23 protein-coding genes are annotated in these 26,139 nt (G+C 75.3%); 10 read left to right on the forward strand and 13 right to left on the reverse strand.

The genetic code is table 11. The features are described 5' to 3' along the window. Nucleotides 1-32: 32 nt before the first annotated feature. Nucleotides 33-1,187, reverse strand: a complete 1,155-nt coding sequence (locus tag ACA361_RS22860; protein ID WP_375014896.1) for a cysteine desulfurase family protein — start codon at nucleotides 1,185-1,187, stop codon at nucleotides 33-35. A 140-nt stretch (nucleotides 1,188-1,327) separates the two neighbouring features. On the opposite strand from ACA361_RS22860, the gene ACA361_RS22865 reads away from it, so the two are divergent. The 3 genes from ACA361_RS22865 to ACA361_RS22875 all read left to right on the forward strand — a co-directional run bounded on the left by ACA361_RS22865 (nucleotide 1,328) and on the right by ACA361_RS22875 (nucleotide 5,055). After that, complete coding sequence (locus ACA361_RS22865) at nucleotides 1,328-1,855, forward strand: TetR family transcriptional regulator (protein WP_375014778.1); 528 nt, start codon at nucleotides 1,328-1,330, stop codon at nucleotides 1,853-1,855. Nucleotides 1,856-1,959: 104 nt separating this feature from the next. Continuing rightward, nucleotides 1,960-3,192: an MFS transporter gene (locus ACA361_RS22870; RefSeq protein WP_375014780.1), complete on the forward strand. Its 1,233-nt coding sequence runs from the start codon at nucleotides 1,960-1,962 to the stop codon at nucleotides 3,190-3,192. 54 nt (nucleotides 3,193-3,246) lie between these two features. Continuing rightward, entirely contained in the window at nucleotides 3,247-5,055 is a 1,809-nt protein-coding gene (locus ACA361_RS22875) for a serine/threonine-protein kinase (RefSeq protein WP_375014782.1), read from the forward strand. Here the strand turns inward: ACA361_RS22875 and ACA361_RS22880 are convergent. The 10 genes from ACA361_RS22880 to ACA361_RS22925 all read right to left on the reverse strand — a co-directional run bounded on the left by ACA361_RS22880 (nucleotide 5,016) and on the right by ACA361_RS22925 (nucleotide 17,114). Next, nucleotides 5,016-7,058 (reverse strand): transglutaminase family protein, encoded by a 2,043-nt coding sequence (locus tag ACA361_RS22880; protein ID WP_375014784.1) that lies wholly within the window; start codon nucleotides 7,056-7,058, stop codon nucleotides 5,016-5,018. The genes ACA361_RS22875 and ACA361_RS22880 overlap by 40 nt on opposite strands. A 106-nt stretch (nucleotides 7,059-7,164) precedes the next feature. After that, nucleotides 7,165-8,265, reverse strand: a complete 1,101-nt coding sequence (locus ACA361_RS22885; RefSeq protein ID WP_375014786.1) for a DUF58 domain-containing protein — start codon at nucleotides 8,263-8,265, stop codon at nucleotides 7,165-7,167. Then, entirely contained in the window at nucleotides 8,262-9,296 is a 1,035-nt protein-coding gene (locus ACA361_RS22890) for an AAA family ATPase (protein ID WP_375014788.1), read from the reverse strand. Before ACA361_RS22890 ends, ACA361_RS22885 begins: the two co-directional genes overlap by 4 nt. Before the next feature lie 200 nt (nucleotides 9,297-9,496). Beyond that, nucleotides 9,497-10,447: an electron transfer flavoprotein subunit alpha/FixB family protein gene (locus ACA361_RS22895; RefSeq protein ID WP_375014790.1), complete on the reverse strand. Its 951-nt coding sequence runs from the start codon at nucleotides 10,445-10,447 to the stop codon at nucleotides 9,497-9,499. Between the two features lie 23 nt (nucleotides 10,448-10,470). Continuing rightward, nucleotides 10,471-11,250, reverse strand: a complete 780-nt coding sequence (locus ACA361_RS22900) for an electron transfer flavoprotein subunit beta/FixA family protein (RefSeq protein WP_375014792.1) — start codon at nucleotides 11,248-11,250, stop codon at nucleotides 10,471-10,473. Nucleotides 11,251-11,539: 289 nt separating this feature from the next. Beyond that, nucleotides 11,540-13,495, reverse strand: coding sequence for a serine/threonine-protein kinase (locus ACA361_RS22905; protein WP_375014794.1), 1,956 nt, complete (start codon nucleotides 13,493-13,495; stop codon nucleotides 11,540-11,542). Between the two features lie 72 nt (nucleotides 13,496-13,567). Next, entirely contained in the window at nucleotides 13,568-14,359 is a 792-nt protein-coding gene (locus ACA361_RS22910) for a serine/threonine-protein kinase (protein ID WP_375014796.1), read from the reverse strand. A 123-nt stretch (nucleotides 14,360-14,482) separates the two neighbouring features. Beyond that, complete coding sequence (locus tag ACA361_RS22915; protein ID WP_375014798.1) at nucleotides 14,483-15,421, reverse strand: acyl-ACP desaturase; 939 nt, start codon at nucleotides 15,419-15,421, stop codon at nucleotides 14,483-14,485. 259 nt (nucleotides 15,422-15,680) lie between these two features. Further along, entirely contained in the window at nucleotides 15,681-16,448 is a 768-nt protein-coding gene (locus ACA361_RS22920; RefSeq protein WP_375014800.1) for an SDR family NAD(P)-dependent oxidoreductase, read from the reverse strand. A gap of 9 nt (nucleotides 16,449-16,457) precedes the next feature. Next, complete coding sequence (locus tag ACA361_RS22925) at nucleotides 16,458-17,114, reverse strand: NADPH-dependent F420 reductase (protein WP_375014802.1); 657 nt, start codon at nucleotides 17,112-17,114, stop codon at nucleotides 16,458-16,460. A gap of 98 nt (nucleotides 17,115-17,212) precedes the next feature. Here ACA361_RS22925 and ACA361_RS22930 point away from each other — a divergent pair, with 98 nt between their 5' ends. Then, a complete protein-coding gene (locus tag ACA361_RS22930; protein WP_375014804.1) occupies nucleotides 17,213-17,581 on the forward strand; it encodes a winged helix-turn-helix transcriptional regulator in 369 nt (122 codons plus the stop codon). Here ACA361_RS22930 and ACA361_RS22935 read toward each other — a convergent pair. Continuing rightward, nucleotides 17,568-18,347 (reverse strand): enoyl-CoA hydratase/isomerase family protein, encoded by a 780-nt coding sequence (locus tag ACA361_RS22935; protein WP_375014806.1) that lies wholly within the window; start codon nucleotides 18,345-18,347, stop codon nucleotides 17,568-17,570. The genes ACA361_RS22930 and ACA361_RS22935 overlap by 14 nt on opposite strands. A 113-nt stretch (nucleotides 18,348-18,460) precedes the next feature. Here ACA361_RS22935 and ACA361_RS22940 point away from each other — a divergent pair, with 113 nt between their 5' ends. Both ACA361_RS22940 and ACA361_RS22945 read left to right on the forward strand, forming a co-directional pair. Further along, entirely contained in the window at nucleotides 18,461-21,490 is a 3,030-nt protein-coding gene (locus ACA361_RS22940; protein ID WP_375014808.1) for a DEAD/DEAH box helicase, read from the forward strand. Then, nucleotides 21,490-22,290 (forward strand): SWIM zinc finger family protein, encoded by an 801-nt coding sequence (locus ACA361_RS22945; RefSeq protein WP_375014809.1) that lies wholly within the window; start codon nucleotides 21,490-21,492, stop codon nucleotides 22,288-22,290. Before ACA361_RS22940 ends, ACA361_RS22945 begins: the two co-directional genes overlap by 1 nt. Here ACA361_RS22945 and ACA361_RS22950 read toward each other — a convergent pair. Continuing rightward, complete coding sequence (locus ACA361_RS22950; RefSeq protein WP_375014811.1) at nucleotides 22,287-23,444, reverse strand: sensor histidine kinase; 1,158 nt, start codon at nucleotides 23,442-23,444, stop codon at nucleotides 22,287-22,289. The genes ACA361_RS22945 and ACA361_RS22950 overlap by 4 nt on opposite strands. Before the next feature lie 118 nt (nucleotides 23,445-23,562). Between ACA361_RS22950 and ACA361_RS22955 the strand changes: the two genes are divergently transcribed. From ACA361_RS22955 to ACA361_RS22970, 4 genes are read left to right on the forward strand one after another with little or no spacing between them, the layout of a single operon-like run. Beyond that, the gene (locus ACA361_RS22955) at nucleotides 23,563-24,465 is read left to right on the forward strand and encodes an ABC transporter ATP-binding protein (protein ID WP_375014813.1); all 903 of its coding nucleotides are present in this window, start codon (nucleotides 23,563-23,565) and stop codon (nucleotides 24,463-24,465) included. After that, a complete protein-coding gene (locus ACA361_RS22960) occupies nucleotides 24,462-25,310 on the forward strand; it encodes an ABC transporter permease (protein WP_375014815.1) in 849 nt (282 codons plus the stop codon). Before ACA361_RS22955 ends, ACA361_RS22960 begins: the two co-directional genes overlap by 4 nt. 25 nt (nucleotides 25,311-25,335) lie before the next feature. Next, nucleotides 25,336-25,575, forward strand: a complete 240-nt coding sequence (locus ACA361_RS22965; RefSeq protein WP_375014817.1) for a helix-turn-helix transcriptional regulator — start codon at nucleotides 25,336-25,338, stop codon at nucleotides 25,573-25,575. 17 nt (nucleotides 25,576-25,592) lie between these two features. Next, a complete protein-coding gene (locus ACA361_RS22970) occupies nucleotides 25,593-26,129 on the forward strand; it encodes a hypothetical protein (protein ID WP_375014819.1) in 537 nt (178 codons plus the stop codon). Nucleotides 26,130-26,139 lie beyond the last annotated feature (10 nt).

The following is a 26,139-nucleotide window of genomic DNA, read 5'->3' on the forward strand; positions in this document are numbered from 1 at the left end:
GGCGGCCCGAAACGTCCGTTACGGCGGAACGGTCAGGAGAGCCCGGCGCGGCGGGCGCGCTCGACGACGGGGGCGATGGCGTCCGCGAGCGCCTTGACGTCCGCCTCGGTCGAGGTGTGCCCGAGCGTGAAGCGCAGCGAGCCGCGGGCGCGGGCCGGGTCGGCGCCCATCGCCAGCAGCACGTGGCTGGGCTGGGAGACGCCGGCCGAGCAGGCCGAGCCGGTGGAGCACTCGATGCCCCGGGCGTCCAGGAGCATGAGCAGCGCGTCGCCCTCGCAGCCGGGGAAGGAGAAGTGCGCGTTCCCGGGGAGGCGGTCCGTCTCCGAGCCGTTCAGGACGGCGTCGGGCACGGCGGACCGGACGGCGTCGATCAGCCGGTCGCGGAGGGCGGCCAGCCGGGCCGCCTCGGCGTCGCGGCGGGCGAGGGCGGCCTGCGCGGCCGCGGCGAAGCCGGCGATGGCGGGGGTGTCGAGCGTTCCGGAGCGGACGTCGCGCTCCTGGCCGCCGCCGTGCAGCACCGGGACCGGGTCGACGCCCTTGCCGAGGAGCAGCGCCCCGACGCCGAGCGGGCCGCCGAGCTTGTGGCCGCTGAGCGTGAGGGCGTGCGCGCCGGAGGCGTGGAAGCCGACCGGCAGCTGGCCCGCGGCCTGGACGGCGTCGGTGTGGAACGGGACGCCGTGCTCGCGGGCGATGGCGGCGAGCTCGGCGACGGGCTGGACGGTGCCGACCTCGTTGTTGGCCCACATGGCGGTGACCAGCGCGACGTCCGGGCCCATCAGCTCGCGCAGCGACGCGGGGTCGACGCGGCCGCGCGCGTCCACCGGGATCCAGTCGACCCGGGCGCCCTCGTGGTCGGCGAGCCACTGGACGGCGTCCAGGACGGCGTGGTGCTCCACGGCGCCGGCCAGCACCCGGGTACGGGCGGGGTCGGCGGCCCGGCGGGCCCAGTAGATCCCCTTGACGGCGAGGTTGTCGGCCTCGGTGCCGCCGGAGGTGAAGACGACCTCGCTGGGGCGGGCGCCGAACAGCTCGGCGATGATCTCCCGGGACTCCTCCACCACCCGGCGGGAGCGGCGGCCCACGGCGTGCAGGGAGGACGGGTTGCCGAGCTCGCCCAGCTCCGCCGTCATCGCCGCGACGGCCTCGGGCAGCATCGGGGTCGTCGCCGCATGGTCGAGGTAGGTCACCACGCGCACAACAGTATCCGCGCCCCGAACGTTCCCCGGCGGCGGCCATGGGTCGGCCGGGGGGAGATGAGGGCGGGAACAAACCGGAATTTCGGGTGGTTTGCCTGCTGTACCGTCCGGTCGGTACAGTAAGGATCGCCATGAAGAAGCACGCCCTCCTCGACGCCGCCGAGGCCCTGCTGTCCGAGCAGGGCACCCAGGCGCTGACGCTCACCGCGGTCGCCGACCGCGCCGGCGTCAGCAAGGGCGGGCTGCTCTACCACTTCCCGACCAAGGAGGCCCTGGTCCAGGGCCTGGTCGCGCGGGTGATCGAGGAGTTCGACGCGCTGGTCGCGGCGCACGACGACGGCGCGCCCGGGTCGTACACCCGCGCCTACGTCGAGGCGACGTTCGAGGTCCTCACCGGCGAGGCCCGCGCGTACCGCCGGTGGTCGGCGATCATGGCCGCCGCCACCGACCCGGAGCTGGCCGCCCCGCTGAACGAGGCGATGGCCCGCTGGCACGGCCGGCCGGCCGCCGCGGACCCCGACCCGGTCGCGGCGATGATCGTCCGGCTGGCGGCCGAGGGCCTCTGGGAGGTCGTGAGCCACACCCCGGAGCTGTACGGCGCCGGGGAGCTGGACGCGCTGAAACGGCGCCTGCTGGCGCTGGCCGCCGAGCGACGATAAACCCCCTCTCCCCCCTCCCCCCGCTTCATCCCTGATCCATCAACCCGTGCCCAGGCACGGGTCCTTCGCGATGTGCCCCCGATGCGCACAGAAAGAGGTGAACCATGCTGCTCCGTGCCCGCGTGGGAACGTTCCTGACCTTCGCGGTCGCCGGGCTGCTCACCGGCGTGTGGGTCGCCCGCATGCCGGCGCTGGCCGAGAAGTTCGGCACCAGCGAGGGCGAGGTCGGCATCGTCGTCCTCGTCTGGGGGCTCGGCGCGATCGTGACCATGCAGGGGCTGCGCGCGGTGATGGCGCGGTTCGGCAGCCGGCCGGTGCTGGCACTGGCGCTGCCGCTGACCGCGGTCGCGTACGCGCTGGTCGCGGTGGCCCCCACGTACGGCCTGCTGCTCGCCGCCGTGGCGCTGTTCGGCATGACCTTCGGGATCACCGACATCGCGATGAACGCCCAGGGCAGCGCGGTCGAGCAGGCGTACCGTCGGCCGATCATGAGCGGGATGCACGCCGGCTGGTGCGTCGGCGCGATGACCGGCGGGCTGTTCGGCGTCGCCACGGCCGCCGCCGGGCTCGGCTTCACCGCGACCGTGCTGGCCGCCGCGGTCCTGACGCTCCCGGCCGGGCTCGCGCTCGGCCGCACGTACCTGGCCGACCCGCCCGCCCCGGCGGCGCACGGCTCCGGGAAGCGCGCGCGGATGCCCGTCGCGGTCTACCTGATCGGGGCGCTGGCGTTCATCGCGTTCATGACCGAGGGCTCGATCGCCGACTGGAGCGGCCTGCTCCTGCACGAGGAGATGGGCGCCACCCAGGCACTGGCCGCGCTCGGCTACCCGATGTTCGAGCTGGCCATGCTGATCGGCCGGCTCGCCGGCGACCGGATGCGGGCCCGCGTCGGCACCCGCCGGCTGCTCACCGGCGCCGGGATCGGCACCGCCCTGACCATGACGCTGGTCGTGCTGGCCCCGACCGCGCCGGTAGCGGTCGCCGGGTTCTTCCTGACCGGCCTGGTCGTCTGCACGGTCGTCCCGACGACGATCTCGCTGGCCGGCACCGCCGCCCCGGACCGCCCGGCCGCCGCGGTGGCCCAGGTCGGCGCGATGGGGTACGGCGGGCTGCTGCTCGGCCCGGTCGTGGTCGGCTTCCTCGGCGACGCGACCTCGCTGCGCGTGGGCGTCGGCGTCACCGTCGCGCTGGCGCTGCTGATCGCGGTCGGCGCCCGGTACGTCCCGCTCGGCGGCGTGGTCGGCGAGCGGGCCGGCGCGGCGCGTCCGGAGGGCCCGGAGGCGGTGCCCGCCGCGGGCGGCGACGCGGAGCCGGAGCCGGCGACCGTGGCCGCCTGACCGCCGGGATCGGCGCGTTTGCTGTATAACGCCTCCAGGCGATCTGGAGGCGGGATGAGCGACTGGCGCGTGCCGGGCTACAGCGAGCTGCGCGTCCTCGGCGAGGGCGCGCAGGGGCGGGTGGTGCTGGCGCGGCACGACGGCACCGGCCGCCCGGCCGCGATCAAGTACCTGTCGCCGCGGCTGCTCGCGGACGAGGAGTTCCGCGTCCGGTTCCGCGGCGAGGCGGACCTGCTGCGGCGGCTGTACGACCCGTACGTCGCCCGCCTGTACGGCCTGGTCGAGACCGCCGAGGGCGCCGCCATCGTCATGGAGGCGGTGGACGGCGCCCCGCTCAAGGCGGTGCTGGCCGAGCGCGGCCGGCTGGACCCCGAGGCGGCGCTGGCGGTGCTCAAGGGGTCCCTGCTCGGCCTGGCCGCCGCGCACGAGCTCGGCATCGTGCACCGCGACTACAAGCCCGCGAACGTGATCGTGCGCGGCGACGGCCTCAGCAAGCTGATCGACTTCGGTGTCGCGGTGGACGCGGGCGCGGCGGGCCGGTCCGGGACGCCGGTCTACATGGCGCCCGAGCAGTGGCGCGGCGAGCCGGTGTCGCCCGCGACCGACGTGTACGCGGTGACCTGCGTGTTCTTCGAGTGCGTCACCGGGCGCCGGCCGTTCGCCGGTACCGGGGTCCTGCCGCTGATGCGGGCGCACCTGAACGATCCCGTCCCGCTGGCGGACGTTCCGGAGCCGCTGCGCCCGCTGGTCGAGCAGGGCATGGCCAAGGACCCCTGGGCGCGGCCGGCGGGCGCCGCCGCGTTCGTGGCGGCGCTGGAGGACGCCGCGGCCGCCGCGTACGGGACGGACTGGGAGCGGCGCGGCGTGCGCGCCCTCGCCGGCGCGGCCGCGGCGGTGGCGGCGCTGTTCCCGCTTGCCGCGCTCGGCCTCGCCCCCACGGGCGCGGGCGCCGCGGCCGCCGCGTCGGGAGCGAGCGCGGCCGGAGCCGCGGGAGGTGCCGGGGCCGCGGGTGGCGCGGGCGGCGCCGGGGCCGCGGGTGGCGTCGGGGCGGGCGCGGCGGGGGCCGGGATCGGGGCCAAGGGCGTGGCCGCCGTCGCGGGCGGGGTCGTCGCCGTCGCGGGCGGCGGCACCGCCGTCTACGTCGCCGCCGACGACGGCCCGCCCCCGCCGCCCCCGCTGACCGTGTCGCTGGCCGCGCACCGGGAGACCGCCGGGCCGCTCCAGGTGGACGGGCGGCTGGTCCTCGTCAAGGGCGGCGCCGACCCGGCGCTCACCCGGCGGATCAACGCCGCGCTGCGCGCCCCGGCGGACGCGCGGGCGGGCGAGTACCGGCGGGCGCTGGCCGAGCCGGGCGGCGCCGGCCGGCCGGCCGCGTCCACGTCCACGGTCACGCCCGGCGTGCGGCTGGACGGCCCGCGCTACATCTCCGTCCGGTACGACTTCGTCCTGCGCTCGCAGCGGCTCTCGCACTCCAGCTGGAACCGCGCCCGCACGGTCACCGTCGACCTCAGGACCGGCAGGGCGCTGCGCGCGGCCGACCTCTTCCTCCCGTCCGCCCTGGCGGCGGACGGGCTGCGGACGCTCTCCGAGCGGGTCCGGGAGCGCGCCGCGGGCACCTGCTTCGCCGACCGGCCGCCCGCGCTGACCGCGGCGCTCATGGACGGCCAGTACGTCCAGCTGGCCCTGGCGAAGGCCGAGCTGGAGGTGCTCCTGGACGCGCCCGGCCTCGGCACGTACGAGATGGCCTGCGGCCAGCCCGCCGTCAAGATCCCGTACGGCTCGCTCACCGGCCTGCTGCGGCCCGAGGTCCTGAAGGCGATCCCCTACCCGGCCGGCCCGGGCTCGCCCTCCGGCCGCCCCTGACGCGTCCCCGCGCCCGCCTCCCCGAAGCGCGGCAGCGTGGCCGAGGCGAGCAGCAGCACGGCGCGGGGCGTCCCGACGTCGGCGACGAGGGCCCGGACGATGCGCGTCCGGGAGCTCGGCGGCGCCGGTCCCGGCGCGAACCGGGCGCGCTCCGCCTCCGCCGCGATCTCCGCGACGCGCGGGCCGATCCGCTCCAGCCGGCCGCGCAGCTCGGTCAGCGTCGTGCCGGGGGTCACCGACGCGCCGGTACGGGCGGCGAGGCGTTCGAGCAGCTCGCCGTGGCGGCGCTCGTGGTGGCCGCGGCGGCGGCGCAGCGCGACCGCCGCGCCCAGCAGCAGCACCAGCCCGATCCCGGCGACGGGGACGGCCCGCGGCACGCCGCCGGAGCCCGCCGGCGCGGGCGGCGTCAGCGGATCGACCTCCGCCGCCACCTCGGCGTCGGCGGCCGGGGTCGGGTCGAACGGCACCCAGCCCTGGCCCTCGAAGTACACCTCGATCCAGGCGTGCGCGTCGGTGTCGCGCACCTTGTACAGGCCGTCCTCGGACCTGCCGGTGGCGAAGCCGGCCACCACCCGGGTCGGGACGCCCGCCAGCCGCAGCAGCAGCGCCGCCGCGCCCGCGAAGTGCTGGCAGTAGCCGGCCCGGTCGTACAGCAGGAAGTCCAGGATCGGGAAGCCGACCATCTCCGGCACGTCGGTCGTGTAGCGGAACCGGCCGCCCTCGGTCAGGTAGCGCTCGACGCGCTCCACGACCTCGTACTGCGTCCGCGCGCCCGCCGCGATCTGCTGCGACAGGTTGAGCACGTCGCGCATCGCGGGGACGCGGCGCATGAAGCGCTCCAGGCCCGGGGAGACGTGCGGGTACGAGCCGTACTCCCCCAGGCGCCCGGCCAGCCGCTCGCCGCCCCAGCGGAACCACAGGCTCGTGTACGGGGCGAGCCGGGGGTCGGTCGCCGGCGGCGCGGCGCGCAGGGCGGCCGGGTCGACGCGGACCATGTCGGCCTGCACGGCGTAGGTGTCGTCCTGGCGCGGCTGCGGGATCAGCCGGCGGGCGTCGCCGGGCATCGTGTCGACCTTGCCCGCCGCCTCGACCGAGCGGATCCGGCCGGGCGAGACGACCTGGGAGTCGCGCAGGCCGCGGACGGTCACCTGGATGTCGACGCGTTCGGCGGCGGGCGCGGGCAGCTCCTCCCGCTCGACGCCGCCGCCGACCTCCCAGCCGCGCCAGCCGTACCGTTCGAGGACCTGCATCCGCCACAGCGCGGGCCGCGGCGAGGTGATCTCCAGCATCGTGGCGCCGGACCGCCGGTCGTTGATGGGGCCGTAGGACTGGGTGGTGTTGAGCGTCTGGAACTGCGGCTCGCGGCCGACCATGTCGTCGAAGTCGATCCACTGCGAGCGCGGCCCGACGGCGTGCGCGGCCGACGCCGCGACCAGCGCCGCGGCGGTGCCGAGCGCCAGCACCGGGACGGCCGCCCGGCGCGGCGCGAACCACAGCAGCCCGGCCAGCAGCAGCACCGCGCCCGGCCAGGCGCTCTCGTCGGTCTGCCGGATGGCGGTGGCCACCAGCCAGGGCGTCGCCAGCAGCGTGAACCCGGTGACGGCCCGCAGCGCCCCCGCCTCGCGCGGCGCGGCGAGGGCGGCCGCCGCCAGGTAGACGGCGCCCGCGCCGAGCAGCCACAGCGAGCGGGTGCCGATGTCGCCGGCCCGCTCGCCCGGGACGAGCAGCGCCATCTCGCGCGCGCCGTCCGAGAGGGCGAGCACGAGCGTGTCCCAGGACGTGGGCCACAGCCAGCCCTTGGGCGCGCCGCCGGCCGGCAGGGCCGCGAACGGCCAGGCGGCGAGGGCGACCGCGAGCGGCCGCCCCGGAAAGCGCCCCGCGGCCAGCGCCGCGACGGCGACCGTCGCGGCGGGCAGCACCCACAGGACCCGCCACCCGAGCAGCGGCACCCACGCCGTCAGCGTCACCACGGCCGCCAGCACCAGCCCAGCCGCGCGCGTCATCGCGCCCGCTCCCGTTCCGGGCCGGGGCGCCGGGACGGAACCCGGCGCGCACCGGCCGGCTCGTTCACCCGGTGCGGCGTCCGGCCCGGCTGCTCCGCGGGGCGCGTCATCGGGCCGGCTCCCGTTCGGGCGCGGGGCGCTGGGGGCGGGCGGTGCGCGGGGCGCTCAGCTCGGTGACCAGGTGGAGGGCGCGGCCGGCGGGCAGCGCCACGACGCCGGGCGGGAGCGGCGGGCGGGGCGGGCCGAGGTCGAGGCCGGCCGGCACCTGGACGACCGAGGACGCGCGCCCGCCCGGCGGCCGGACCGCCGCCTGGCCGCCCTCCAGCAGCGCGAGCCGGCGGCGCACGGCCCGCCAGGACGGCTCGTCCACCGCGGGGACGGGGGCCTCGGCGACCGGCAGCAGCACCTCGCAGCCGCCGTCGCGGGCCAGCGCCAGCACGCATCCGGCGGCGGCGCGGGCGACCCAGTCGACGGCGCGCGGGTCGGTGGCGTCCGCGGTGTCCACGATGACCAGCGGCAGCCCGGACGGCGGCGCCGCGAACCGGCGCTCCTGCAGCTCGCCGCCGCGGGCCAGCGAGGCCCAGTGGATGCGGCTGATCGGGCTGCCCGGCACGTACGGGCGCAGCCCGTCCGGCTCCAGGTCGTCGGCGCGCACGGCGCGGGGCGGCATCGTCCGCGCGTCGCCGGCCGGGTCGGGCAGGATCAGCACCGGCTCGGCGGCCCCCGCCCGCAGCGGGCGGCGCAGGATGCCGAGCGGGTCGCCGACGCGCAGCCGGGACGGGCCCAGCACGTGCGCGCCGCGGCGGCCGACCACCAGCTCGACGGTGCCGCCGGTGCGGTCCAGCACGGCCCACCCGCCGTCGGCGGTGCGCACCTCCAGCCGGAGGGGCGCCCAGGCGGGCATGCGGACGGCGAAGTCGAGGAGCAGCGGGTCGTCCTCGCCCGCCTCGCGCGCGGGAACGTTCCGGGCGACGGTCACCCGGCCGCCCGCCGCCGCCGTGACGAGCACGCCGGCGAGCATCGTCAGGACGAGCCCCGCCGCGAGGGTGAACAGCGTCAGCGAGGGCAGCGCGGCGGCGAGGCCCCCGATGGCCGCCGCCGCGAGCAGCCAGAGGGGCCAGCGCCCCGACACCCGCCCGGGCCGCTCGGGCCGCTCGGCCCGGCGCTCCCGGCGGCGTTCGCGCGAGAACGGGCCGCGGCGGGTCATCGCGCCCGGACCCGCCGGACGGCGTCCTCGACGACCTCGCGGGCGGCGCCGGCCGGGGCCGCGCCGGTGCGCTGGATGCGGTGCGCGAGCACGGGCGCCGCGAGCTCCTGGACGTCGTCGGGCAGCACGAACGCGCGGCCGTTCAGCGCGGCGCGGGCGCGGGCGGCGGCGAGCAGCAGCAGCCCGGCGCGCGGGCTCGCGCCGACCTCGGCGAGGGGGTGCTCGCGGGTGGCGGCCAGCAGCTCGACCACGTACCGCAGCAGCGGGTCGGCGGCGTGCACCTCCGCGACCGCCTCCTGCGCCGCCAGCAGCCGGGCCGGGTCGGTGACCGCGTCGGCGGCCGGCTCGGGCCCGGCGCGCAGCAGCTCCATCTCCTGGTCGGCGGACGGGTAGCCGAGCGAGACCCGGGCCAGGAACCGGTCGAGCTGGGCGGGCGGGAGCGGGTACGTGCCGTCGTACCCGGCCGCCGGGTTCTGGGTGGCGATCACGACCATCGGGGACGGCAGCGGGCGGCTCTCGCCGTCCACCGTGACCTGCCGCTCCTCCATGGCCTCCAGCAGCCCGGACTGCGTCTTGGGGGTGGCCCGGTTGATCTCGTCGACGAGCACGACGTTCGCGAAGACCGGGCCGGGCCGGAACTCGAACGCGCCGGTGTCGGCGCGCCACACGTTCGCGCCGACGATGTCGGCGGGGAGCAGGTCGACGGTCGCCTGCACGCGCGCGAAGCGGCCGTCGAGGGTACGGGCCAGCGTGCGGGCGAGCTGGGTCTTGCCGACGCCGGGATGGTCCTCGACCAGCAGGTGGCCGCCGGCCAGCACGGTCGCGAGCACGACCTCCAGCACGTCGGCGGGCATCCGCACCGCGCCCAGCACGGCGGCGCGCAGCCGGTCGCCCAGGGCGCCGACGTCGTCGACGGTGACCGTCTCGCGCGGCGAGACGGGCAGCGGGCGCGGCGCCGGGGACAGCCGCCCGTGCGGCGCCGTACGGGAGTCCGTACGGGAGTGTCCGTTGCGTTCGGGGATCGCTTCCATGGCTCCCTTGGGTTCGGCGGTCACCGCTCGCACTCACAACGTGGGTGAGGTGTCGCACTGTTCCAGGCGGTGGCGGCCTCGCCCCGCGCCAGGCAGTCTTCCCACCGGCGGCGAAAATCCACATAAAACCGGGGCGGCCACGGGAAAGCGGAACGGCCGGGACGCGCCCGCGTCCCGGCCGTTCGTCACGCCCTCGGGCGTCACTTGCGCTTGGTGATCTCCTCGGTGAGCTGCGGCGCCACCTGGAAGAGGTCGCCGACGATCCCGTAGTCGACCAGCTCGAAGATCGGCGCCTCGGGGTCCTTGTTGATGGCGACGATGGTCTTCGAGGTCTGCATGCCGGCCCGGTGCTGGATGGCGCCGGAGATGCCGACCGCGATGTAGAGCTGTGGCGACACGGTCTTGCCGGTCTGGCCCACCTGGAACTGGTGCGGGTACCAGCCGGCGTCGGTCGCGGCGCGGGAGGCGCCGACGGCCGCGCCGAGCGAGTCGGCCAGGCCCTCGATGATCGAGAAGTTCTCGGCGCCGCCGACCCCGCGTCCACCGGAGACGACGATGGCCGCCTCGGTGAGGTCCGGGCGCTCGCCCTTCTCCTGGACGACCTTCTCGACGATCTTCGCGGCCTTGTCGGCGTCCGACAGCGCCACCGAGACCTGCTCCTCGGCCGCGGCGGCCGGGGCGGCCTCCGGGGCGATGGAGTTCGGCCGGACGGCGATGACGGGCGTGCCGGCGGTGACCTTGGCGTGCGCGATGAGCGCGCCACCGAAGATCGAGTGCTCGCCGACGAAGCCCTCGGCGACGTCCACGACGTCGGTGAGGACGCCGGAGCCGAGCTTGATGGCCAGCCGGCCCGCGATCTCCTTGCCCTCGCCGGTCGCGGCGACGAGCACGGCCGCGGCCGACTTGTCGTTCACCAGCTGGGCCAGCAGCGCGGCCTTGGGCGCGACGACGTAGGAGCTCAGCTCCTCGTCGGCGGCCACGTAGACCTTCGCGGCGCCGTACTCGGCCAGCTTGTCCTTGGCACCCTCATGCCCCGGACCGATCCATACGGCCGCGGGCTCGCCGTGCCGGCGGGCCAGCGTCAGCAGCTCGAGGGTGACCTTCTTGACCTCGCCGTCGACGTGGTCGACGAGGACGAGAATCTCAGCCATGTGTCAGTACTCCCCTTCCTCGCTCAGACGAACTTCTTCGAGGCGAGGAACTCGGCGATCTTGGCGCCGCCGTCGCCCTCGTCGGTGACGATCTGCCCCTGGGCCCGCGGCGGGGCCTCGGCGAAGTCCACCACCGTGGTGGTGGCGTTGGCCAGGCCGACCTGGCCGGCCTCGATGCCGGCGTCGGCGACGCCCAGCGTCTCGACCGGCTTCTTCTTGGCCGCCATGATCCCCTTGAACGAGGGGTAGCGCGGCTCGTTGATCTTCTCGACCACGCTGACGACGGCCGGCAGGCTCGCCTCGACCCGGTCGAACCCGTAGTCGGTCTGCCGCTGGATCTTGATGGCGGAGCCGTCGATCTCGACCTTGTTGGCCAGCGACAGCTGCGGCACGCCGAGGCGCTCGGCCAGCATCGCGGCCAGCACGCCGGTACGGGCGTCGGTGGACTCCGCGCCCGCGATCACCAGGTCGAACCCGGTGCGGCCGAGGGCCTGCTGGATGGCGTACGACGTCTGCACGGCGTCGGAGCCGGCCAGCGCGTCATCGACGAGGTGCACGGCCTTGTCCGCTCCCATGGCCAGGGCCTTGCGGATCGAGTCGGTCGCCTTGTCGGGACCCATGGTGAGGACGGTGACCTCGCCGCCGTGGGCCTCCTTGATGCGCAGCGCCTCCTCGATGGCGTACTCATCGAGCTCGTTGATGACACCGTCCGCGGCGGCACGGTCGAGCGTGCTGCCCTCGGACTTCAGCTTGCGCGGGCTCTCCGTGTCGGGAACCTGCTTCACCAGGACGACGATGTTCATGGCCGGTGGCCGACCTCCCTGCACTCTTCATGGCCGCTGGGGTAAGCGGCAGAGGGGCGCCGCCCGGGGCGGGTCGACGCGGTCTGGAATGCGTTAGCACCCACAGCCTGCCAAACACCCGAACGCGCTTCGGCTCCGGGTCCCTGATTAAGCCGTGTCCCACGAATGTTACCCGTCGGTAGCCTCGTGGCAAATCCCAGCTGAGGAGACATTACCCACGCCGGGCGTCCCGCCGGGCGCACCGTCCCGCCCAGCGGCGCCCGTGACGCAGATCTCACTTGACGGCCGCCTAGATGAAGGGGATGCCTCCGCTCACGAGGTCCTTGATGTCGGCGCGCAGGTCCTCCAGGTCCTGCGACATCCCGTTCAGCGGAGTGGTGTCGGGCGGCTGCCGCTGCGAGAGGACGACCAGCACCACCGCGAAGATCCCCAGGATCAGCGCGCCCACCATGGCGGCCTGTGCCCGCGGCATCACCGCGCCCCACAGGCGGGCCAGCTGGCGGCGCGGCGCGCCGCTGCCCGGGGCCAGGCCGAGCAGCAGGATCACGGCCATGGAGGAGTACGCGATCGCCCGCGACGCCGTCATGTCCGGGTTGGCGAACATCAGCACCACGAGCAGGATCAGCCCCGCCAGCAGGCCGAGGGAGCCGAGCAGCGCCGTCACCATCAGCGCTCCGGGCAGGTGCAGCGGCGACTTGAACGTCGCCGCCACCGCGTCGCCCGAGCGCGGCCCGCGACGGGTCCGCTTGCCCTCCATGCCCTTGGCGGCCTTGTCGCCCGCGCGCAGCAGCACCACGCCCACGCCGGTGACGGCCAGGGCGAGCAGCGGCGCGATGTTGGCGAAGCCGAGCAGCGCGATCAGCAGCAGGAAGCTGAGCACGCGGAACCAGCCGTACGGCTTGGGCGCGTCCCTGCCGTCCGGCCGCGGCCCCGCGTCCCGGGGGCGCTGTTCGGGGCGCGGCTGCGTGCCGCGCCCGTACGGGTCGGGTCCGGGCGGCGGCGGGGCGCCGCGCTGGAGCGCTCCGTGGCTCGGCGGCGGTGGCTGCGGCGGCGCCTGCTGGGGCTGCTGGTACGGCGCGTACGACGCCTGCTCGTACCAGCCCGGGCCCGGCCGGGTCCCGCTCGTCTCGTACGGGCTGGGCCCGGGCGGCGGGACGGGCGGCGGCGCCGCCGGGGGCAGCATGCCCTTGAAGTCCTTGGGCTGCGCCGGCGGCGGCCCGACCGGGACCGGGGCCGGCGGGCCGGCGGGAGCGGTCGAGCCGGTCGAGCCGGTGCCCGACGGGCCCGGCTGGGACGTCGACGGCGGCATCGAGAACGTCTGCGCGTGGTCGTGCGGGGGCCGCTCGGCGGGCTGCGGCGCGGGCGGCGCGGGCGGCTGCGCGCCGGTGCCGTCCGGGAGCGGGTAGTGCTCGTCGACGCGGGTCTGGTCGGTGAGCGTCGCCTCGAAGTGGATCTTTCGGCAGATCTGCGTCAGGTTGACCGCGGTGGGCCGCTCGGCGGGGTGCCGCGCCATGGCCGAGCGCAGCACCGGCAGCAGCGCCTCGGGCACGCCCTCCAGGTCCGGGTTGCTCGACATGATCTTGTAGAAGATCGACTCGAAGGTGCCGGAGCCGAACGGCGGCCGGCCGGTCGCGGCGTACGCGACCGTCCCCGCCCAGGCGTGCACGTCGGACGGGGCGCCCGCGTCCTCGCCCTCGATGATCTCCGGGGCCAGGTAGCCGGGCGTGCCGATCACCATGCCGGTGGCGGTCAGCCGGGTCGCGTCCGCGCCCTGCGCGATGCCGAAGTCGATGACGACCGGCTCGGTGTCGACCAGCATGACGTTGCCGGGCTTGAGGTCGCGGTGGATGATCCCGGCGCCGTGGATCGCCGACAGCGCCGCGGCCAGCCCGACCGCCAGCCGCTGCAGGGCCTGCCCGTAGACCGGGCCGTCCTCCTCGACCAGCTCCTCCAGCGTCCGGCCCGGGACGTACTGGGTGACGATGTACGGCCGGTCGGCGGTCACGTCGGCGTCGAGGATCTCGGCGACGTGCGGGCTGTGCACCCGCCGCATCGAGTCGACCTCGCGGGCCAGCCGGCGGCGCGCGGTGGCGTCGCCGGCGACGGCGGGCCGCAGCACCTTGATGGCGACGTTGCGTCCCTCGGGATCGGCGCCGAGGTACACGACGCCCATACCGCCCTCCCCCAGAGTCTTCTGGATGCGGTAGTGGCCGATGCGCTCCCCGGACGTGGCAACCCCCTTCATCGTTTACGAAACCCTACCTTCGCCTCTCGGGGCCGGGGCGTCGCGCCACGGCCGTACGGCCGGCGTGCGGGTCTAGGCCGCGACCACCCCTCCGCGCTCCGTCACCGCGCCGCTCCCCTCCGCGAGCGCGCCCGCGAACCAGCGGGCGGACGGCCGCGCCGCCGGGTCGCGCCGCAGCCCCAGCGGGAGCAGCCCGGCCAGCGGGCCGGCGATACCGTCGAGGTCGTGCTCGCCGCGCAGGATGCGGAAGCAGGTGCCGTGCAGCGATCCCCGCCCGTACGGCGGCCGCCCGGTGGCGGCGCAGGCCAGGGTCGCGGCCCAGGAGAACACGTCGGAGGCGGCCGTCGCCGGCTCCCCCTCGATCAGCTCCGGCGCCAGGTAGGCGGGGGTCCCGACCACCATGCCGCGGCGGGTGATCTGGTCGGCGCCGGCGCCGTGCGCGATCCCGAAGTCGATCAGCGTCGGCCGGTCGCCCAGGACGATCACGTTCCCGGGCGCCAGGTCGCGGTGCAGGACCCCCGCGTCGTGCACCGCCGCCAGCCCGAGCGCCAGCCGCCGCGCCAGCCGCAGCAGCCGGTCCCCCCGGAACGGCCCGTACGCGGCGACCAGATCGTTCAGCGGCGTCCCCGGAACGTGCGCCATGACCAGATACGGCCGCTCGGCGGCCACGTCGCCGTCGAGCAGCCGCGCCACGTAGGGGCTCCGGATCCTGGACTGGACGGCGATCTCCCGGGCCAGCCGCCGGCGCCCCTCGGCCTCGGCGGCGAACTCGGGCAGGATCTCCTTCACCGCGACCTCGCGGCCCGCGGCGTCCATGGCCAGGTGGACGACCGCGGTGCTCCCCCGGCCGATCTCGCCCAGCAACCGATACCCGCCCAGTCGCCGATGCGTCCCCATAACCCCTATGACGCCGGAAACAGGGCATACGTTCCGATCGTTCTGCGAGTCCGGGCGCGGGCGGTACCCGAGCGGCACGCGGGCGGCGGGTCAGCTCTCGCGGCGGGCGGCCCGCCGGGCGCGGCGCTCCTCGCGGCGCGTCTCGAACTTCGTCGCGGCGTCGTCCAGCCCCGCCATGAACTCCGCCAGCTCGTCCCGGGCCTTGTCGCCGTCGTCGTCGAGGTCGGTGCGGTCCCACACGCCCCACTTGCGCAGCACCGGCGTCAGCACGTCGTCGTGGTGCAGCCGCAGGTCGTAGATGCCGGCGTTCGCGATCACGACCGACTTGCGCAGGAAGCCGTCGATGCTGTGGCCCGGCATCTGGAAGTTCTTCACCACGTCGGTGATGGCGCGCATGGTCTCGTTCGGCGCCAGCTCCAGCGCGTTCGCGAGCAGGTTCCGGTAGAAGATCATGTGCAGGTTCTCGTCGGCCGCCACCCGCGTCAGCATCTGCTCGCAGAGCGGGTCGCCGGACGCCTTGCCGGTGTTGCGGTGCGAGACCCGCGTCGCCAGCTCCTGGAACGACACGTACGCCGCGCCGTGCAGGAACGACTCGCCGTGGTCGGCCTCGTACCCGACCTCCATGTGGTGCATCCGGGCCCGCTCCAGCGCCTCCGGGTCGACCGCGCGGGTCACCGTCAGGTAGTCGCGGATCACGATGCCGTGCCGGTTCTCCTCGGCCGTCCACCGGTTGACCCAGGTGCCCCAGGCCCCGTCGCGGCCGAAGACCTCGGCGATCGCCCGGTGGTAGCCCGGCAGGTTGTCCTCGGTCAGCAGGTTGACGATGAGCGACTCCCGCGCCTCCTTGCTGATCTTGGAGTCCTCGATCGACCAGGGCTCGCCGCCGAGCATCTCGAAGTCGCGGCCCTGGCTCCACGGCACGTACTCGTGCGGGAACCACTCCTTGGCCATCGACAGGTGCCGGTCGAGCTCCTTCGCCACCACCGGCTCAAGGTCGAGCATCAGCTTGGTCTGGAACGTCTCGGGCATGCCTGCATCCTTCGCTGTACGTGATGGCGCACCGTCCGGCACGCGGGCGTGTCAGCGGTACGGGTTACCGATCCTCCGCAGGTCAGTGCCGTCCTCGAGCGGCACCGGCAGCAACCTACGAAAGGGTAGGTTTCTAGGCTCGCGAGCCGCGTCCGCGACGTCAAGTCACACCCTTCACAATCAGGGCGGCCCATTTCTTGTAGACCCGGGCAAGGAAAACCGGGAACTCTTTGTCAACCCGCCGCGGGGAACGCCCGCGTCAGCGCGTCCCGGCGGCCTGCTGCCACACCCGGTTGGCCGCCGCCCGCAGCAGCGGCCGCGGCACCATCCGCAGCGCCGGCAGCACCGCCTTGTACTGCGGCCCCGGCACGCACAGCGCGCGCCCCGCCGCCACCGCGTCCAGCCCGGCCCGCGCCACGTCGTCGCGGCGCAGCCACAGCAGCCCCGCCGCCGACTCCTCGTCCGTCCGGGTGAACCCCGGGCACAGCGCGGTCACGTGCACGCCCTGGCCCGCCACCTCGGCGTGCAGGTTCTCGGAGAACGCGCTGACGTACGCCTTCGTCGCCCCGTACGTCGCGCTCCCCGGCGACGGCGCGAACCCCGCCATCGACGCCACGTTCAGCACCCCGCCGCGCCGCCGCTCGATCATCGCGGGCAGCGCGGCGTGGGTGAGGCGCACCAGCGCCACCACGTTCAGCTCGATCTCGCGCAGCTGGTCGGCCAGCGGCAGCTCGGCGAACGGCCCGAACGCCCCGTACCCGGCGTTGTTGACCAGCAGCTCCACCGGGTCCTCGCGCAGCCGCCGCTCGACCGCGCCGCGCTGCTCCGGGTCGGTGAGGTCGGCGGCGACCACCTCGACCGCGACCCGGTACCGCTCGACCAGCTCGCGCGCGAGCCCGTCCAGCAGGTCCGCCCGCCGCGCCGTGATCACCAGATCGGTGCCGCGGCCGGCGAGGAGCCGGGCGAAGCTCTCGCCGATGCCGCTGGAGGCGCCGGTGACCAGCGCGGTGCGGTACGCCTGATGCATGGCGGGATGCTAGCGGCTGGTGGACCCCGCTGCGATCGGTCCAACGCCTTCGGCAGCGATCTTTATCGGCGGGAACATTCCACGCGGATCGCCCACCTCCGGTCCGCCGAAGTACACCCCCAGCGCGAACGCCGCCGTGGCCTCCAGCAGACCGGCCCGCTCCAGCCCGCCGCCGTGCAGCGGCGCGCACCCCATCTCCCGGACGAGCCCCGCCACGACCGCCACCGCCTCCGCGTCCCCGCACAGCGGCACGCCCACCGGCGGCGGCGCCAGCCGCCACACGCTCTCATGGCAGAGGTTGAACGCCTTCACCACGCGGGCGCCGGGCACCCGCTCCGCGATCCACCCCGCCACCGAGGGCGTCCTCAGCGTGAAGTCCGGCGGCGCGGTCGCGTTGGTGCAGTCGATCAGCACCCGCCCGTCCAGCGGGCCGGCCGCCTCCAGCACGTCCGCGACGCCCTCGTACCAGACGGCCAGCAGCACCGCCTCGCCGAACTCCGCCGCCTCCCGGAACGTCCCGCTCCGCGCGCCGTACCCGATCCGCTCCGCGAGCGCGGCCGCCTTCCCCGGGTCGCGCGCCCCGACCAGCACCTCGTGGCCCGCCCGCGCCCACTGCTCTCCCAGCGCGCCCGCCATGTTCCCCGCGCCGAGCAACCCGATCCGCATCCCTGACCTCCCGGCCGTCGATTACCGTCGGGCAGGACGCTAGGCGTTCCGTTACGCACCTCCCGGTACGTAACGGAACAGGCAGGATGAGGGGCGAGATGACCATCAGCATGGAACGCGGGTACATCGCCGACTGCCAGGCGCGGCTCGGCTTCGACCTGCTCAGCGGCACCTGGAACAGCGTGGTCCTCTACGCGCTGCGGGAGGGCCCGCTCCGGCCCGGCGAGCTGCGCGAGATGATCGGCGGCATCAGCCACAAGGTGCTCACCGAGACGCTGCGCCGGCTCGAACGCAACGGCCTGGTCGCGCGGCGCCGGTACGCCGAGGCGCCGCCGCGCGTCGAGTACGAGCTGACCGCGCCAGGCCGCGGCCTGCTCGAACCCATCCTCGCGCTCGGCCGGTGGGCCGAGCTGTACGCCGACGAGGTCGTCGGCGCCCAGGAGCGCGCGCTCGTCAGCGGCCGGTGAACGTCGCCTTGCCGGGGCCCTCCTCGACGAACGACCGCATGCCCTCCTTCTGGTCGTCCGTCGCGAACAGCGCCGCGAACTGCGTCCGCTCGATCTCCAGCCCGGTGCCCAGGTCGACCTCCCAGCCGGCGTCGATCGCCTGCTTGGCCGCGCGCAGCGCGATCGCCGGGCCGCCGACGAACGTCGCCGCCCACTCCCTCGCCGCCGCGTAGACCCGGTCGTCCGGGACGACCTTGTCCACCAGGCCGATCTCCAGCGCCTCGGCCGCCGGCACGTGCCGCCCCGAGAAGATCAGGTCCTTGGCCCGGGCCGGGCCGATCAGCCGCGCCAGCCGCTGGGTGCCGCCCGCGCCCGGGATGATGCCGAGCTGGATCTCCGGCTGGCCGACCTTGGCGCCCTCGCCCGCCACCCGGAAGTCCGCGCACAGCGCCACCTCCAGGCCGCCGCCCAGCGCGTACCCGGTCACCGCCGCGATCACCGGCTTGGGGATGGCCGCCAGCGCCTTCGCGAAGTCCTGGAGCAGCCGGGAGTGGCCGCCGGCCATCTCCGCGTACGACATCCCGGCCATCTCCTTGATGTCGGCGCCGGCCGCGAACACCTTCTCCCCGCCGTAGATGATCACCGCGCTGACGGTGTCGTCCTGGGTGACCTCGCGGGACGCCTCGATCAGCTCCGTCTGCATCCGCGCGTTGAGGGCGTTCATCTTCGGCCGGTCCAGCCTGATCGTCGCGACGCCGTCCTCGACCTCGACCCGTACGAACTCCACAACGCCTCCCGCAGATCGCTCCGTCCGCAGCAGAGCCTAACGCCCGTACTGTCACACCCCGCTGGTACCTTCTCAACCGGCCCTCCCACCCGTCCGACCAGGGGTTTCCCGTCATGCTCGTCGCGCACGCCACCTGGCACGGCGGCGCCCTCTGCCTGTGGGCCGAGCGCACCGGCCCGCACGCCTTCGAGGCGGACGCCCACCCGTTCGCGACGCGCGACTTCACCGGCACCACCTACGAGCCGATGCTCGCCACCGCCGCCCGCGTCGACCTCGTCCTCACCCTCCCGACCGCCGGCGAGACGCCCGTCCCCTCGCCGGAGCTGGGCCCGCGCCCGTCCGGCGCGCCCGCGGAGCTGCGGCCGTGGCGGGTCCCGGCGCTGGTGCTGGAGCCGTTCCCCGCGATGGCGCTGCTCCAGTCCGCCGAGGACGCCGCCGACGTGATCCCCGGCACGGACCTGCGCTACCTGTGCCTGCTCGCCGGCGAGGCCGTCCACCTCGCCGAGCGCGGCCGCGTCCTGCCCCGCCTGCTGCGCGAGGACGGCGACCTCGTCGCCCGCTGGCACCCCGTCCTGGACGACCCGGCCCGCCTCCGCGACCTGGTCCGCGCCATGCCGCCCGCCTGCCGCGCCGCCGACGGCGGCCGCCCCGCCGGCACCGTCCTCCGTGAGGCCCTCTGCGGCCTGGTCGACACCGCCGTGCGCGGCGTCGTCCCGCATCCCCTGCTGCCGCCCCGCCGCGGCAAGGCGCCCGACCGGCTGCCGCTCACCGAACGCTGGGTCGAGGCCCTCACCGGGCCCGCGCCCGAGGTCGCCCGCGAGGCCCGCGACGACGCCGGCGACCTCATCGCCGAGCTCGACGCCTGGGCCGGCGCCGCCCGCCGCCCGGCCGGCCCCCTCCGCGTCTGCTTCCGCCTCGCCGAGCCGCGCCCCGAAGAGGACGCCCTGGAGGCCGCCGCGTCCTGGGCCCTCGACACCGCGGCCCCCCGGCCGGACCCGGACACCTGGCGCGTCGAGTTCGCGCTCCAGGGCACCGAGGACCCGAGCCTGTACGTGCCCGCGTCCATGGTCTGGGCGGGCGAGGCGGGCTCGATCCCCGGCGCCGAGGAGACCCTCCTCACCGGGCTCGGCCGCGCGCTGCGCCTGTTCCCCGACATGGCGCCCGCCCTCGACGGCGCCACGCCGCACGAGCTGCCCCTCGACACCGCCGGCGCGTTCCGCTTCCTCCGCCAGGCCGCCCCGCTCCTGTCCGCCGCGGGCTTCGGCGTGCTGCTCCCCCAGTGGGCGGGCAAGGCCAGGCTCGGCCTGAAGCTGACGACCCGCACGCAGGACGACGAGGGCTCCGGCGCCGCCGCCTCGTCCGGCTTCGACCTCCAGGGCATGGTCGACTTCCGCTGGGACCTGGCCATCGGCGACGACACCGTCGACGAGGCCGAGCTGGAGGAGCTCGCCCGGCTGAAGGCGCCGCTCGTCCGGCTGCGCGGCCAGTGGGTCGAGCTGGACGAGGAGCAGCTCCAGGCCGCCCTCGACTTCCTCCGCCACCCGCGCCGCGGCACGATGACCGCCGCCGAGGCGATGCGCGCCGTCGTCCACGCGGGCGACGACGCCCTTCCCCTCGTCGGGGTCGACGCCGACGGCACGTTCGGCGACCTCCTGAGCGGCGAGTCCGACCGCCGCCTCACCCCCATGGCGACGCCTGGCGGCGTCGAGGCCACGCTGCGCCCGTACCAGGAGCGCGGCCTCGCCTGGCTCGCCTTCATGGACGGGCTGGGCCTGGGCGCCCTGCTCGCGGACGACATGGGCTTGGGGAAGACTGTTTCGATCTTGTCCCTTTTCGCGCACGAGCGGCGGGACGGCCGCACGCCCGATCCCACGCTGGCGATCGTGCCGATGTCGCTGGTGGGCAACTGGCAGCGGGAGGCGGCGAAGTTCACGCCGAAGCTGCGGGTGTACGTGCATCACGGGACGGGGCGGCGTCGGGGCGAGGAGCTGGTGGAGGCGGTCGGGCGCAGCGACCTGGTGATCACCACGTACGGGACGGCGGCGCGGGACGCGGAGATGCTGGCGCGGATCGAGTGGGGCCGGGTGGTCTGCGACGAGGCGCAGGCCCTCAAGAACAGCGGGACGCGGCAGGCCCGCGCGGTGCGGAGCATCCCGGCGCGGACGCGGATCGCGCTGACCGGCACGCCCGTCGAGAACCATCTCACCGAGCTGTGGTCGATCATGGAGTTCGCGAACCCGGGGCTGCTGGGGCCGCGGGCGGCGTTCCGGGAGCGGTTCGCGGTGCCGATCGAGAAGGACGGCGACGAGCGGGCGGCGCTGGCGCTGCGGCGGGCGACGCAGCCGTTCATCCTGCGCCGCCTCAAGACCGACAGGTCGATCATCTCGGATCTGCCGGAGAAGCAGGAGATCAAGGTCTACTGCAACCTCACGCCCGAGCAGGCGTCGCTCTACCAGGCGACGCTGGACGACATGCTCGCGCAGATCTCCGAGAGCGACGAGAAGCAGCGCCGCGGGCTGGTGCTGGCGACCATGGCCAAGCTGAAGCAGGTCTGCAACCATCCCGCGCACCTGCTCAAGGACGGCTCGCGGCTGCCCGGCCGGTCCGGCAAGCTCGAACGGCTGGAGGAGATCTGCGCCGAGGTCCTGGAGCAGGGCGAGAAGGCGCTGGTGTTCACGCAGTACGCCGAGTTCGGCTCGATGCTCCAGCCCTATCTCGCCGCGCGGCTGGAGCGGCCCGTCCTGTGGCTGCACGGCGGCACGTCCAAGGACCAGCGGGACGAGCTGGTGCGCGGGTTCCAGGAGGACGCCGAGCCGTCCATCTTCCTGCTGTCCCTCAAGGCCGCCGGGACGGGGCTGACGCTGACGGCCGCCAACCATGTCGTGCACGTCGACCGCTGGTGGAACCCGGCCGTCGAGGACCAGGCCACCGACCGCGCGTTCCGGATCGGCCAGACGAGGAACGTGCAGGTCCGCAAGTTCATCTGCGTCGGGACGATGGAGGAGCGCGTGGACGAGATGATCGAGCGCAAGAAGGCGCTGGCCGAGTCGATCGTCGGCACCGGCGAGGACTGGCTCACCGAGCTGTCGGTCGCCGACCTGCGCGAGGTCCTCAGGCTGTCGCCCGAGGCGGTGAGCGACTGATGGCGGGGATCGAGCGGCGCGATCCCGTCGAGGCGGACGGGATCAGGGCGCGGACGCGGCGCGGGTCGATCGGGGCGGAGTGGTGGTCGCGCCGGTTCGTCGACGTGGTGGAGTCGTTCGCCGACGCGGGGCGGCTCGGGCGCGGCCGGTCGTACGCGCGCAAGGGCCAGGTCCTCGATCTCAGGGTCGGGCGGTACGAGGTGACCGCCCGCGTGCAGGGGTCGGCCGAGGAGCCGTACGAGGTGGCCCTCGGGATCGAGGCGATCTCGGAGGCGGGCTGGCGGCGGGCCGAGGAGGAGCTGGCGTCGCGGGCGGTGTTCCGGGCGCGGCTGCTGGCCGGGGAGATGCCGCCGGAGATCGAGTGGGTGTTCGCCGAGCTGGGTTTCGCGCTGTTCCCGGGTTCGGCGGACGATCTCCACATCATGTGCAGCTGCCCCGACTGGGGCGAGGTGTGCAAGCACGCGGCGGCCGTTCTGTACCTGCTGGCCGAGGCGTTCGACGAGGACCCGTTCCTGATCCTCGCTTGGAACGGCCGGACGAAGGAGCAGCTGCTCACGGCGCTGCGGCGGCGGCCGGGCGGGGAGCCGGAGCCGCCCGCGGAGGAGGAGGGCGAGCCGCTGCCGGCGGAGGGTTTCTGGGCGCCGGCGTCGGGCCTGGCGGGGCTGCGGGAGCGGCCGCCCGCGCCGCCCGTGCCGGCGGGCTTCATCCTGCGGGTCGCGACTCCCCCGGCGGTGAAGGTGCGCCGCCGGGACCTGGTCGACGTGCTGGAACCGGCGTACGAGGCGCTGGCGGGCTCCTAGGGCGGCGGCACGGGCAGGGTGGCGGTGACGCGGTAGCCGCCGTCCGCGCGGGGGCCGGCGTCGAACGTCCCGCCGAGGCTCTCGGCGCGGTGCCGCATGCCGGCCAGCCCGCTGCCCGACCCGGCCGGCTCGGCGGCCTGCGCGGCCGGCCCGTCGTCGTCGATCTCGACCCGGACGGCGTCGCCGTCGCGCCGGACGCGGACGGTCGCCGCGGCCGCGGCGGAGTGCCGGGTGACGTTGGTGAGGGCCTCCTGGACGATCCGGTAGACGGCCAGGTCGGTCTCGGCGGGCAGGTCGCGGGGCGCGCCCGCGGTGTCGATCCGCACGGCGGGGCCGGCCGCGGCGGTGCGTTCGGCCAGCTCGTCCAGCCGGGCGACGCCGGGCGCGGGCGCGGTGGGGGCGGCCTCGTCCACCTGGCGCAGCATGCCGAGGGTGGTGCGCAGCTCGCGGAGGGTCTCCTTGCTGGCCTGCTTGATGGCCTCCAGCGCCGCCTCGTTCCGGGCGGGGTCGCCGCCGTGCAGGGCCGCGGTGGCCTGGACGTTGATCAGTGAGATGTTGTGGCCGAGGACGTCGTGCACCTCGCGGGCGATCCGCAGCCGCTCCTCGGTGGCGCGGCGCCGGGCCTCCTCCTCGCGGCCGTGCTCGGCGGCCAGCGCGCGCCGGTCGGCCTCGCGCAGGTAGGCGCGCCGGTTGTGGACGACGCCGCCGACGGCGACGACCGCGACGAACCAGCCGCCCATCATCCACAGCGCGGCGTCCTCCAGGTGGTTGACCTCGCTGCCGACCTCGCCGAACAGCGTCACGGCCAGCGCGACGGCGGCCACGATGCCCGCCGCGAGCACCCGCCCTTCGGCGGCGGCGCTGTAGACGGCGACGACGAACACCAGCATGATCGGGCCGTCCGGCTCGGACACCGGGTAGTAGACGGCGTTCACGACCATCGCGATGACGAGCACGAGGACGGGCCGGGTCCGCCGCCAGTAGAGCGCGCCGCACGCGACCGCGATCAGCGCCCAGCCCGCCGCGGGGGCCAGGCCGCGCTCGATGTCGCTCGCCGAGTTGAGCAGCGTTCCCGCGACGACGATCACGAAGGCGGCGAGGGCCAGCAGCGCGTCGGCGGCCCGGCCGCGCGGAATCCAGGTCGGTGCTCGCACCCGCCCATCCTGCCAGCCGATCACCTATCGCTTATCTGCTACGCAACATCGTGGACTTGCGATGGGATGTAGTACTCCTGCTATCGTCTGACGCAGACGTACGAGAGAGGTGGGAAGCATGGGCGAGCCGGCCATCCGGACCAGCGACCTGCGGATGCGGTACGGGTCCGTCGAGGTGCTGCGCGGCGTGGACCTGGAGGTCCGCTCCGGCGAGGTGTTCGCGCTGCTCGGCCCGAACGGCGCGGGCAAGACGACGACGATCGAGATCCTGGAGGGCTTCCGGCGCCGTTCGGCGGGCGCGGCCGCGGTGCTCGGCACCGACCCCGGCAAGGGGACCGACGCGTGGCGGGCGCGGCTGGGCATCGTCCTGCAGAACTGGCAGGACCACCCGCGCTGGCGGGTCCGGCAGCTCGTCGCCCACCTGGCCTCGTTCTACCCGGACCCGCGCGACCCGGACGAGCTGCTGGCGCTGCTGGGCCTCACCGCGCAGGCGGGCCGGGCGGTCGGCGCCCTGTCGGGCGGCCAGCGCCGCCGGCTGGACGTGGCGCTCGGCATCGCCGGCCGCCCCGAGCTGCTGTTCCTGGACGAGCCCACCACCGGCTTCGACCCGGAGGCCCGCCGCGAGTTCCACGACCTGGTGGAGCGGCTGGCCCGGGACGAGGGCATGACGATCATGCTGACGACGCACGACCTGGCCGAGGCCGAGCGGCTCGCGGACCGCATCGCGATCCTGGTCGCCGGCCGGGTGGCCGTCCAGGGCACGCCCGCCGAGCTGGCGGACCGGGTCCGCGCCGGCTCCAGGGTGCGCTGGATCGAGGAGGGCGCCGAGCGCGACGCGGTCACGCCCGACCCGTCCGGGCTGGCGTGGGAGCTGCACCGGCGCTTCGGCGGGCCGGTGCCCGGCCTGGAGATCCGCCGCCCGTCCCTGGAGGAGAGCTACCTGGGCCTGGTCGCCGCCGCGGCCGCCGGCCACGCCGGGAACGGGACCGAGACCGGAACCGAGATCAGGAGTGCGGCATGAGGGTTTTCGCCATCGGGGTTCGGCGGGGGATCGCCGAGCACGGGCAGTATCTGCGGAACCGGCGGGAGCTGTTCGGGAGCCTGCTGGGGACGGTGGGGGTCTTCCTGGCGCTGGCCCTGTGGCAGGGCGGCGAGCCGGTCGAGGGGACGCAGGCGTCCAAGGCGGTGCTGATGGCGGCGGGGTTCGTCGCCTTCTCGATCTTCTCGGTGGCGCTGCTGGGGCTGCCGATGACGATCACCGCCGACCGCGAGGAGGGGGCGCTGCTGCGGCTGCGCGCCGTGCCGGGCGGCATCCCGGCGTACCTGGTGGGCCGGGCGGTGTCGGTGCTCGCGCAGATCGTGATGTACGTGGTGCTCATCTTCGCGGCCGGGATCGCGTTCACCGACCTGACGCTGCCGTCGACGGCCGGCGACTGGTTCACGCTGGCCTGGGTGCTGGCGCTGGGCACGCTGGCGGTCGTCCCGCTGGGGGCCGCGCTCGGCGCGCTGCTGCCCGGCCCGCGGAACGCGGCGAGCATCATGTCGCTGCCGACCACCGGGCTGATGCTCATCTCGGGCGTGATGCTGCCAATGACGATCATGGCGGAGCCGGTGCGGTGGGTCGCGCAGGCGTTCCCGCTGTACTGGACGGGGCTCGGGCTGCGCTCGGCACTGCTGCCGGACTCGATGCTGGCCGCCGAGATCGGGCAGAGCTGGCGGCTCGGCGAGACCGCCGCCGTGCTGGGCGCCTGGGCGGTGGCGGGGCTGCTGCTCGCGCCCTGGCTGCTGCGGCGGATGACGGCCCGCGAGTCCGGCAGCCGGCTGGCCGAGCGCCAGGAGCGCCGCGCCGCCCAGGGCGCGTTCTAGGCGACGGGCACGGGAGACTGACGCGGTGTCCGCCGACAAGGAGAACGTCCACAACCGCATCGCGGTGCTGAGGGCCGAGCGCGGCGTATCGCGCCGCGACCTGGCCTCCGCGCTGGGGGTGCACTACCAGACCATCGGCTACCTCGAACGGGGCGAGTACAGCCCCAGCCTGCACCTGGCGCTGCGCATCGCCGCCTACTTCGAGGTGCCCGTCGAGGTGGTCTTCTCGCTGGAGCCGTTCCCGCGGCTCGGCAGCACGAACTGATCGAAGGAGTGGAACGGATGGAGCCGCGCAACAAGCGCGAGGCGCAGCTGCTCGAACTGACGCAGCGGCGGTCCGGGGGCTGGTACACCGGGCGCGCCGGGCGGCGCCGCGCGGTGGTGCTCGCGGCGGCCCTGCTGGTGCTGCTGTGGGCGAACGCGGCGGTGTCGTGGCGGCTGGCGCCCAGTGACGCGGCGATGTACACGTGCTTCGCGATCCTCGCGGTCGTCATCGTGGCCGGCGTCGTGCTCTGGCGGGCGCTGACGGTCGGCACCCGCGGCACCGTCGGGCTGCCCCAGCACCTGCTGGACGAGCGGCAGCGCGAGGACCGGCTGTGGGCGCACGCCGCCGCGCACCGGCTGACCCTCCTGCTGGTGTTCGCGGTCTACATGGGGACGTTCGCGCTGGGCTCGGACGACGTGATCGAGGAGGTGCCGAGCGCCGCGGTGGTGCTGGCGGGGCTGGCGCTGCTGGCCACGGTCGCGATGCTGCCCACCCTCGTCGTCGCCTGGCGGCAGACGGACCCGCCGGACGACGACGAGGACGAGGACGCGTGACCCGCGGCGG

It is taken from the genome of Actinomadura sp. 21ATH (assembly GCF_041951345.1).
Lineage (GTDB): Bacteria > Actinomycetota > Actinomycetes > Streptosporangiales > Streptosporangiaceae > Spirillospora.

Excerpts from the sequence above, each read along its gene's own strand:
- ACA361_RS22865 (WP_375014778.1), top strand. The coding sequence starts at position 1,328 with ATGAAGAAGCACGCCCTCCTCGACGCCGCCGAGGCCCTGCTGTCCGAG.
- ACA361_RS22870 (WP_375014780.1), top strand. The coding sequence starts at position 1,960 with ATGCTGCTCCGTGCCCGCGTGGGAACGTTCCTGACCTTCGCGGTCGCC.
- ACA361_RS22875 (WP_375014782.1), top strand. The coding sequence starts at position 3,247 with ATGAGCGACTGGCGCGTGCCGGGCTACAGCGAGCTGCGCGTCCTCGGC.
- ACA361_RS22880 (WP_375014784.1), bottom strand. The coding sequence starts at position 7,058 with ATGACGCGCGCGGCTGGGCTGGTGCTGGCGGCCGTGGTGACGCTGACG.
- ACA361_RS22885 (WP_375014786.1), bottom strand. The coding sequence starts at position 8,265 with ATGACCCGCCGCGGCCCGTTCTCGCGCGAACGCCGCCGGGAGCGCCGG.
- ACA361_RS22890 (WP_375014788.1), bottom strand. The coding sequence starts at position 9,296 with ATGGAAGCGATCCCCGAACGCAACGGACACTCCCGTACGGACTCCCGT.
- ACA361_RS22895 (WP_375014790.1), bottom strand. The coding sequence starts at position 10,447 with ATGGCTGAGATTCTCGTCCTCGTCGACCACGTCGACGGCGAGGTCAAG.
- ACA361_RS22900 (WP_375014792.1), bottom strand. The coding sequence starts at position 11,250 with ATGAACATCGTCGTCCTGGTGAAGCAGGTTCCCGACACGGAGAGCCCG.
- ACA361_RS22905 (WP_375014794.1), bottom strand. The coding sequence starts at position 13,495 with ATGAAGGGGGTTGCCACGTCCGGGGAGCGCATCGGCCACTACCGCATC.
- ACA361_RS22915 (WP_375014798.1), bottom strand. The coding sequence starts at position 15,421 with ATGCCCGAGACGTTCCAGACCAAGCTGATGCTCGACCTTGAGCCGGTG.
- ACA361_RS22920 (WP_375014800.1), bottom strand. The coding sequence starts at position 16,448 with ATGCATCAGGCGTACCGCACCGCGCTGGTCACCGGCGCCTCCAGCGGC.
- ACA361_RS22925 (WP_375014802.1), bottom strand. The coding sequence starts at position 17,114 with ATGCGGATCGGGTTGCTCGGCGCGGGGAACATGGCGGGCGCGCTGGGA.
- ACA361_RS22930 (WP_375014804.1), top strand. The coding sequence starts at position 17,213 with ATGACCATCAGCATGGAACGCGGGTACATCGCCGACTGCCAGGCGCGG.
- ACA361_RS22940 (WP_375014808.1), top strand. The coding sequence starts at position 18,461 with ATGCTCGTCGCGCACGCCACCTGGCACGGCGGCGCCCTCTGCCTGTGG.
- ACA361_RS22945 (WP_375014809.1), top strand. The coding sequence starts at position 21,490 with ATGGCGGGGATCGAGCGGCGCGATCCCGTCGAGGCGGACGGGATCAGG.
- ACA361_RS22955 (WP_375014813.1), top strand. The coding sequence starts at position 23,563 with ATGGGCGAGCCGGCCATCCGGACCAGCGACCTGCGGATGCGGTACGGG.
- ACA361_RS22960 (WP_375014815.1), top strand. The coding sequence starts at position 24,462 with ATGAGGGTTTTCGCCATCGGGGTTCGGCGGGGGATCGCCGAGCACGGG.
- ACA361_RS22970 (WP_375014819.1), top strand. The coding sequence starts at position 25,593 with ATGGAGCCGCGCAACAAGCGCGAGGCGCAGCTGCTCGAACTGACGCAG.